This window comes from bacterium, from assembly GCA_024226335.1.
Taxonomy (GTDB): domain Bacteria; phylum Myxococcota_A; class UBA9160; order SZUA-336; family SZUA-336; genus JAAELY01.
On the sequence record JAAELY010000438.1, the window covers coordinates 1 to 8773 of the forward strand.

Genomic DNA, 8773 nt, shown 5'->3' on the forward strand with positions numbered 1-8773 from the left:
CCACGAACTGACGTCCGCCTGCGGAATACGTCATGGGTGTGGCCTGTGGACCGAAGGGCAGGCGCGTGTTCCAGATCTCTTCACCGGTCTCCGCGTCGAAGGCGCGGAAAGCCTTTTCCAGGGCCGCGCCGATGAAGATCAATCCGCCGCCGGTCACCAGTGGTCCACCCAGGTTTGGTACACCGAGCTTCCACGGAAGCGGTACGGGGGACAGATCGCGCACGGTTCCGAGTGGCACCTGCCACTCGATCTCTCCGTTCACCAGGTCGACGGCCGCCAGTTCTCCCCAGGGCGGCGCACTACAGGGCAGGCCGAGTGGCGACATGAGCAACGAGCGCTTCAACACATAGGGTGTGCCGCGCATTGGCGCGAACTCGGCGTACTCGTCGCGGCCCTCCTCCTTCAGGTCGACCGCCTCGTTACGCGGTATCAGCGCGACCATCCAGGGGAGGTTCTGGGTGTTGGCGATCAGGCGTTGGTTTGCCTCGTCGACCGCAACACCTCCCCAGTTCGAACCACCGGCATTGCCCGGAACCACGAGCGTACCTTCGATCGTCGGCGGTGTGTAGATCCCTTCGAAGCGCAGTTGCTCGATGCTCGTCCGGCAGGAAGCGCGATCGAAAGGTGTGACGCCCCAGGCTTCGTCAGCCGTCAGTGAGTGAGGAACCAGCGGTGGTGGTTTGATCGGAAACGGTTGGGTTGGTGAGAGACGCTCATCCGGGACCCCGATCTGGGGTACCGGCCGTTCCTCGATCGGGAAGAGCGATTCGCCGGTTTCGCGGTTCAGGATGAACAGAAGCCCCATCTTCGTAGCCTGAACGAGCGCGGGAATCTCTCGACCATTGCGTCGCAGGTTGAACAGGGTCGGTTGCGCGGGCAAGTCGAAATCCCATAGGTCGCGGTGCACGGTCTGAAAGCTCCAGGCCGGCTTGCCGCTGTCTAGGTCGAGCGCGACCACCGAACTGCCGTAGTGGTCCAGGTTCGACTCGCCGCGAAAATAGTCCGGTGCGGGATTACCAGTGGGCACGAACACCAGATTGAGATCCAGATCGACGGCCATCGGCGCCCAGATGTTCGGTGTGGCCAGTGCGTAGCCCTCGTCGCTTGTATTGGTCTCGGTCGGAACGAAATCCGGTGGACGCAGATCCCAGGCCCAACGCAGTGCGCCACTGCGCGCGTCGTAAGCACGTACGACCCCACTGGGGGCGTTATTGCGCGTGTTGTCGGAGATCGCGGAGCCGACGACCACGACGTCGTGCCCGAGAGCAGGCGGCGAAGTCATCTGGTACTCCCCACGCCACTCCTGTTCGCCCACGCCGGGGTTGAGATCGATGATTCCACCATCTCCGAAATCCCTGCACAGCTCGCCATTCCGGCCGTCGATCGCGATCAGGCGCGCATCGTTGGTTGCGGTGAAGATCGTGCGCTTGCACTCGGAGGTCGCGCTCCGTTTCGAGTCCAACCACGGTGAGACACCGCGGCAGACCAGTTGATTTCCGTACTTGCCGTTCAGGTCGATCTTGGGGTCGAAACTCCAGCGCTCTTCTCCGGTTTCGGGATTGAGCGCAATCACCCGGTTGTAGGGCGTGCACAGGATCAGAGATCCGTCGACCAGAACCGGCGTGACTTCGGCGGCCAGATTCGAATCGTGTGCGCCGTAGGTATCCGGAAGGTCTCCGGTTCGAAACTCCCACGCCTCCTCGAGACAGCCGACGTTGGCGGTCCCGATCTGTGCAACCGGAGAGAAGTGCGTTCCCCCAACATCGTTGCCGTACGAGACCCACTCGGTGTCATCTCCACGGCGCTGCCAACTGCAGTCGGCTGGAGTGTCTGTGCATGCGAAGCAGAGAGCAGATCCGATCAAGGCCAGCCAGACAGCGGGTGTTCTATTCGATCGAATCATCTTCGCCATCCTATCCGCGCGGTGGCAGGCCGTGAACCATCGTCAGGAAGTTCAGTGTCGTTCCCGCTCGCCTGTGCTCCGACAGCGCCTGGTACTCGGGGTCTTCGTACCAGGAGTGCGCGGCCTGTTCCGAGGGGAAGCTGAAGATCACCAATCGTCCGCTAGGCGGTGCGACGCCTTCGAGTGTCTCGATCTTGTCGTCGAAGGTAAAGAACTCGCCCCCGTGCTTCTTCAAGATGGAAAAGAAACCCATTTCGTACTGGCGGTAGCGATCCGGATCGGTGATATCGAGATTCGCAATCATGTAGACGGGAACATCGGCCAAGGGGATCTCCTCAGGTTGCCGCACTCTGGGCGAGTTGTTCAGGCGATATTCTCTCGGATAGCGCCTCTGGAGTCGAGTCAGCCCATTCCGCGCCCTGCAGCCTCTTCACTGCACGCGTATAGTCCGGATCGATTTCAAACACTCCAGGTTCCCTGGGGTCCCAACCAAGAAGGTCCGACCGCATGACCCGACCGCTCCGTCTGATCGGTATGGAAATGTCTCCCTACACGATCAAGGTCCGCTCCTATCTGCGCTACAAGGGAATTCCCTTCGAGTGGATCTCGCGCGACATCTCGAAGAACGCGCTGTTCCAGAAGCACGCCAAAGTGCAGTTGATCCCGCTCGTTCTATTTGGCGACGACGAGGCGATGCAGGATTCGACTCCGATCATCGAGCGGCTCGAGCGGGAGAACCCCGAACCTTCGATCCATCCCGAACAACCCGCTTCGAAGTTTCTGTCAGCCTTGCTGGAAGAGTTCGGGGACGAATGGTGCAACAAGCTGATGTTCCAGTACCGGTGGGGGCCACCGGCGGACTGTCGCTCGTGCAGCAAACGGCTCGCAGCCGAAACCCTGCCGCGTTTTCCTCTTTCGCTACTGCGACCGATCGTGGCGCCGATGATCGTCCGGCGCATGCGCCCGCGCATGGCGTTTGCCGGGGCGAACGAAACCAATCGCCCGCATCTGGAAAAATCCTGGCGACGCACGGTCGAACTGCTCGATGCTCACCTGGAAACTCGCCCCTATTTGTTCGGCGGGCGCCCGGCTTTCGGGGACTTCGGTATCTGGGGCAATTTCTACCAGGCCTACTCCGACCCGACCGGTGGAGCCCACGTGCGTTCAACGGCTCCCTCTCTCGAAGCCTGGCTATTGCGCATGCGGGAGCCGACGAACGAAGGTGAGTTCGAAGCAGTGGACACACTTCTTCCCACGCTCGCGCCCCTGCTCGAAGAACAGGTCGCCGATCGCTTTCTTTTCTGGACCGTCGCCAATACAAACGCGCTGAAGAAGGGTGAGTCGCTGACCCGTCTGCGCCTCGACGATGGCGCCTACGAGCAGAAGACCTTCAAGTACCACGCATGGTCACTCGAGCGCCTGAAAGAGAAGCTCGAACCGCTACGCGACGATCCCAAACTAAGAGAGATCCTGGGCAAGACCGGGTGCTGGCCGCATCTGGCCTGAGCGCACATTCGTATGGAAGGTCCGTTACCTCGGATCTTTCGAAGCTCCAGCACTACAATCGGGAAATGACGCTATCGGCGTACTGGTTCAACGCGCCGATCTTGTGTTTCACGCTCTGGGTATCGGTTTCGTACGCGTTGCGGAAACCGACGATTGCGTCGGTTACTCCCGCGTCTTCCATGCGGCGGACGCCGTCGAGGGTGTAGGCGTCCATCGAGATCACGTGAACTTCGAAGGGATCTCCGTCGCGGCCGCAGGCCTTTCGGAAGCCCGCCAGCTTGGCGAGGTAGCTTTTCAGGTCCTCTCCGTCTCCACCCGCGTGCATCCAACCGTCGCCCAGTTCCGCGGCTCTGCGCAATGCGCGATCGGCGTGGCCGCCGATCAGCAGGGGAATCGGTTGGCTCGGAACCGGACAGAGCTTGATGCTCTCCACGTCGTAGAACTTGCCGTGAAACTCGTAGAAACCACCGGCTGTCAGCCCGCGGATGATCTCGATCATCTCGTCCATGCGTGCGCCGCGACCCTGCCATTGTGAATCCGTTACGCGGAAGTCATCGGGCCAGGGACTCAGGCCGATTCCGAACCCGAAACGATTGTCCGTCATGACCGCCACGGAACTGGCGGATTTCGCCACCAGCACCGGATTCCGGATCGGAAGTTTCACTACGAAGGTCGTGAAGCGCAGCCGTTCGGTCACGGCCGCCATCGCGGGAATCAACGTGAACGGTTCGATGAAGGGCTTGTCTTCCAGGAATTCCCGGTTGCCATCAGGCGTGTAGGGGTACTTGCTGTCGGAAACTTCCGGATAACAGATGCTGTCCGGGACGGTGAATGAGTGGAATCCCGCCTGATCGGCCGCAATCGCGAGTGGCAGGTAGTGGGACGGATCGCACATCGATTCTGCAAAGCTGAAACGCAAAGGAGTACCTCTCTGCTGGGTGCGCTGGAGCGCGTAGCGATCAGGGGCGCATCGTATAGAGTCGCGGTCCGCGATGTTGCCCGAGTTGGTGCTGGATCTCGTCGATCCAGTCACATAGTCGGGGTCGTGTTTCCCGCGGGTCGATCAGGTCGTGCACGCCGAATTCTTCCGCCCGAGGGAAGACCGATTGTGCCGCTGCCATCTGTTCTTCGAGTTCGCGACGCCGAGCATCGGAGTCGGAAGCGTTGTCGATTTCGTTCTTGAAGGCCAGCGCTACACCGCTCTCGACGGGCAAGGCGCCGGATTCTGCGGACGGCCAGGCGACCACGGTGCTTGCGGGGCCGAGGTGAATGCCCTGGGCCACACCGAACGATTTTCGGATCACGATCACATACCAGGGGACCCGGGTTTGAAGCGAGGCGTACATCGCAGCCATGCCGTGGCGAATCGTGCCCGCGTGCTCGGCCTCGGCACCGATCATGAATCCGGGCTCGTCGACGAAGCTGACGATCGGCAATCCGAATGAATCACAGAGTTCGAAGAAGCGGCGCACCTTCTGGGCCCCGTCCGCGGTCATCGAGCCACCGCCGTGGAAACAATCGTTGGCGAGTACGCCGACCGGCTGACCCGCTATGCGCGCCAGCCCCGTGATCTGGCTGCGCCCAAAGCCGGGTGCGCGTTCGAAGAATGATCCGCGATCGACGATCAGTTCGATCACCCGTCGCATCTTGTAGGCGCGGCGGCGGTTGCGCGGAATGATCGACTCCAGTTCTTCTTCACGACGGGTGCGCGAATCGCCCTCGTCGAATACCGGAGCGGGCTCCCAGACATTGGACGGCAGATACGACAGGAACTTGCGTGTGATGCGCCAGACATCGGCTTCGTCTTCAGCCACGTTGTCGACCACGCCACTGTGAGCGTGGACCTGTGCGCCGCCCAGCTCTTCCTTGTTCAGATTCTCGCCGAGCGCGCGTTCCACCAGGATGGGTCCCCCGGTCAGAACCTGAGCGGTTTCGCGCGTCATGATGGAAAGGTGTGAAGCCACCAGACGCCCCGCCGGAAAGCCCGCCACCGGCCCAAGCGCTGCGCAAACGACCGGTACGGTCGACAGGGCTTCCATCGACAGCAGGTTCAGGGGGGCCGGGGCCGTCCAGTCGTAACCCGAACGCCCACGTGTGCCGCTGGCCCCCGCGATCGACGCACCACCGCCTTCGAGCAGTCGAATCAGTGGAACGCGACGTCGGATGGCCAGCTCGTCAGCGTAGAGCCCCTTCTTGAGCGCGGCAGGCGAATAGGCCGCGGCGCGAATCGTGAAATCGTCTCCGCAGACCACGACTTGCCGCCCATCGATTCTTGCGTTGCCCACCACGACGCTCGCGGGTTCCATCGACTTCAGCCGGCCCTCGTCGTCGACTTCCGCTTCGCCCACCAGCCCGCCGACTTCGGCGAAACTGTCCGCGTCTGCGAGGGCAGAGACGCGCTCGCGCACCGTGAGGCGGCCCCGCGCGTGCTGCTTTTCGATCGCCTCAGCTCCGCCGAGTTGCTTGGCGAGTTGGCGACGCTTCTCGATGGCTTCGATCTCCGGCTTCCACGCCATGCCGGCGAATCTATCACAGCACTGACGAGCTGTTCTGGTGCCGGTAGACTCCGTTACCCGTATCTGAAACTCGCGTCTCTGAAACTACGTCTGGGGAGCCCGGAAATGGAAATCGGCATGAACCTGCCCGTGATGGTTCCAGGTCTGGATCGCGAGGCGCTCCTGGGCTGGATGCGGGCGATCGATGCGGGACCTTTCTCGAGCCTTTCGGTGGGAGAGCGCATCGTCTTCCCGAACCCGGAGATCGTGGTCACGCTCGCGGCCGCCGCCGCGCTGACCGAGCGCGTGCGCATCATGTCCAACGTCATCGTCTTGCCCATGCACAGCGCTGTGCTGATGGCCAAGCAACTCGCGACCATCGATGTGATCTCGGGTGGCCGGCTCACGGTGGGGGTCGGGGCCGGCGCGCGGGAAGAGGATTTCAATGCCGTCGGCGCCCCTTTTGGGAAACGGCGTCTCGGCCAGACGCAGAATCAGGTCGAGATCATGCGGCGGGTCTGGTCTGGTGAGAAGATCGTCAAGGGTGCACCGCGTCCGGTCGAACCGCTACCCGTCCAGGCCGGAGGTCCGGAGATCCTGAGCGCCTCGCTCTCAGCGCGTTCGATCCAGCACGCCGCCCGCTGGGCTGATGGCATCTGCGGTTTCAGCTTTGGTCCGTCCGTTCGCGAAGTGGATCTGGCCTTCTCCGCCGCGCGCAGGGCGTGGAAGGACGAAGCCCGGGATGCCGCTCCTCGGCTCGTTACGAACTGTTGGTTCGCGCTGGGCGCAGACGCCCGCGGACAAATAGACGCCTACCTGGAACGCTACCTGGCCTTCATGGGCCCTGGTGTGCCGGCCAAGCTGGCACCTACCGTCACGACCACTTCGGCGCAGGCTCTTCGCGATGTGGTTCGTCAGTTGGCCGATGTCGGCACCGATGAGTTGTGTCTGGTCCCCACGACATCAGATCCAGAGGAACTGGAGCGGGCGCTCGAGGTGATCGCGTGATCCCACGAGAGTTTGTCTGGCAATCCAAAGAACGGTAGAACCTCGTCATGTCCAAACAAGCGCCATTGTCCGGTGTCCGGGTGATCGAGAGTTCATTGCTCGGGCCCGCCGCCATTACCACCCACCTGGCCGATCTCGGGGCCGAGGTCATCAAGGTCGAATCACCGACCGGCGACTACATCCGCGAAATGACCTGGCCGATCGTCGAAGAGGTGTCGTTGATGCACCTGCACGTCAATCGCGGAAAGAAGAGTCTGACGCTCGACCTGAAGACGCCCGAAGGTGTGCAGGTCTATCGCGATCTGGTCAAGGACGCCGATGTCGTGATCGAGGCCATGCGGCCCGGGTCGCTAGAGCGCCGCGGGCTCGGCTACGAGGTCTTGCGCGAAGACAATCCGCGCATCGTGTTCTGCAATATTTCTGGCTATGGCATGACCGGTCCCTACAAGAATCTGCCTGCGCACGGCATCGCCTTCGATACCTGGGCGGGCATCATCAATCCGGCTTATGACGACGATGGCTTCTGTTTCATCCCCGAGCACGCGTCCGTGGGCATGCACGCCGGGCCGCTGTTCGGCGCGCTCGGGGTTCTGGCTGCGGTGATTCGCGCGCGCGCGACGGGCGAGGGCTGCATGCTGGAAATCGCCCAGTCCGATGCCGCAGCCTATATGGACTGGTACCGAAGCGAGAGCCACAAGGCGTACGAACGCCCCGAAGATGTCGTGACCGGGAACAAGTCCGACAACTACGAACGACGCGCCGTGGGCACGGCCGGAATGAAGGAAGGGGTTCGCTACCAGATCTACGAGTCCTCCGACGGTCACGTGCTCTTCATGGCTTCGGAAAGGGCCTTCTGGAAGAACTTCTGTGAGGGCGTCGGTCGACCAGAGCTATTCGAAACCTGGCCGGGTGCGGTTTTCGCAGATCACGCGCGTGGCAATCGCGAGCTTCAGGCTCAGCTCAAAGAGATCTTCAAGACGAAGTCTTCCGCAGAGTGGATTTCGTTTGGTGACGAGCACAACACGCCGATCGCTCCGGTCAATTCACCAGAGACGATTGCGAGGGATCCGCAGTTTCAGGATCGCTTTCCCTGGTATTCCATCGAGAGGCACGGTGCAGAGATGCTGCCATTCCCGGTGAAGTATCAGAACGAAGAATTGCCCGAGCCCACGCACGCGCCGACCGTGGGGGAACACAGCGACAGCGTGCTCGGCGAAGTACTGGGCTATGACGCGGAGCAGATTGCGAAGCTGCGGGAATCAGGAGCGCTGGGATGAGCTTGCACGCACGGAGGGCATTTCCCTTCTTCATTTCGCTCGCTCTGCTGTCGGGTTGCGCAGCCGACTCAGCGACGCCGACAGATTCCGGCCCCGTAACAACCGGGGTTGATGTGGCGGGCGAGAAGCAGTTGGATCTCGTGGGCTTGTTCGAAAAGGCCAAGGCGTTGGCAGAGACCGGGAGTGTAGAAGCCAAGATGCAACTCGCCGTGCTTTACAACAAAGGCGTCGGCACCCCGGTGAATCACGAGCGCGCCTGCGAGTTGTTTCGCGAAGTCGCAGAAACGGGTCTCGCAGAAGCGCAGGCCGCCATCGGCATCTGCCTGATGTCGGATAAAACTCCCGACGGCAAGGCCGCGGAACACTGGCTTCAACTGGCGGCGGCCCAGGGAGTAGCGGGTGCCCACTTCAACCTGGCCCTTCTGTATCTCCGAGGAACCGGAATCGAAGCCAATCGCACCAAGGGTACGCGCTGGGCCCGCTCTGCGGTGGCGTTGAAACACGACGAAGCACAGAGACTGCTCGAAGCGCTCGATGCGAATGCTCGGGATCACTGGTACGTGTTGCCCGCCCCCGAAGACCTC

8 protein-coding genes are annotated in these 8773 nt (G+C 61.9%); 4 read left to right on the top strand and 4 right to left on the bottom strand.

Annotated features, from left to right (window positions below):
- On the bottom strand, positions 1–1903 hold a 1903-nt coding region (locus GY725_21060), incomplete at its 3' end, for a pyrroloquinoline quinone-dependent dehydrogenase (GenBank protein ID MCP4006677.1).
- A gap of 10 nt (positions 1904–1913) precedes the next feature.
- Positions 1914–2228, bottom strand: a complete 315-nt coding sequence (locus GY725_21065) for a DUF1330 domain-containing protein (GenBank protein MCP4006678.1) — start codon at positions 2226–2228, stop codon at positions 1914–1916.
- A gap of 182 nt (positions 2229–2410) precedes the next feature.
- On the opposite strand from GY725_21065, the gene GY725_21070 reads away from it, so the two are divergent.
- Positions 2411–3409, top strand: a complete 999-nt coding sequence (locus GY725_21070) for a glutathione S-transferase family protein (GenBank protein MCP4006679.1) — start codon at positions 2411–2413, stop codon at positions 3407–3409.
- Positions 3410–3461: 52 nt separating this feature from the next.
- On the opposite strand, the gene GY725_21075 is transcribed toward GY725_21070, so the two are convergent.
- Complete coding sequence (locus GY725_21075) at positions 3462–4328, bottom strand: TIGR03619 family F420-dependent LLM class oxidoreductase (GenBank protein ID MCP4006680.1); 867 nt, start codon at positions 4326–4328, stop codon at positions 3462–3464.
- Positions 4329–4368: 40 nt separating this feature from the next.
- The gene (locus GY725_21080) at positions 4369–5925 is read right to left on the bottom strand and encodes a propionyl-CoA carboxylase (protein MCP4006681.1); all 1557 of its coding nucleotides are present in this window, start codon (positions 5923–5925) and stop codon (positions 4369–4371) included.
- Between the two features lie 105 nt (positions 5926–6030).
- Between GY725_21080 and GY725_21085 the strand changes: the two genes are divergently transcribed.
- From GY725_21085 to GY725_21095, 3 genes are all read left to right on the top strand, one after another.
- Positions 6031–6912 (top strand): LLM class flavin-dependent oxidoreductase, encoded by an 882-nt coding sequence (locus GY725_21085; protein ID MCP4006682.1) that lies wholly within the window; start codon positions 6031–6033, stop codon positions 6910–6912.
- Between the two features lie 47 nt (positions 6913–6959).
- The gene (locus tag GY725_21090) at positions 6960–8189 is read left to right on the top strand and encodes a CoA transferase (protein MCP4006683.1); all 1230 of its coding nucleotides are present in this window, start codon (positions 6960–6962) and stop codon (positions 8187–8189) included.
- Positions 8186–8773 (top strand): sel1 repeat family protein (locus GY725_21095; protein ID MCP4006684.1); only part of this gene is annotated, 588 nt, incomplete at its 3' end. The genes GY725_21090 and GY725_21095, both read left to right, overlap by 4 nt.

What these genes read in the sequence shown, in the direction of transcription:
- GY725_21090 (MCP4006683.1), top strand. Translation starts at nt 6,960, where the DNA reads ATGTCCAAACAAGCGCCATTGTCCGGTGTCCGGGTGATCGAGAGTTCA.
- GY725_21070 (MCP4006679.1), top strand. Translation starts at nt 2,411, where the DNA reads ATGACCCGACCGCTCCGTCTGATCGGTATGGAAATGTCTCCCTACACG.
- GY725_21085 (MCP4006682.1), top strand. Translation starts at nt 6,031, where the DNA reads ATGGAAATCGGCATGAACCTGCCCGTGATGGTTCCAGGTCTGGATCGC.
- GY725_21080 (MCP4006681.1), bottom strand. Translation starts at nt 5,925, where the DNA reads ATGGCGTGGAAGCCGGAGATCGAAGCCATCGAGAAGCGTCGCCAACTC.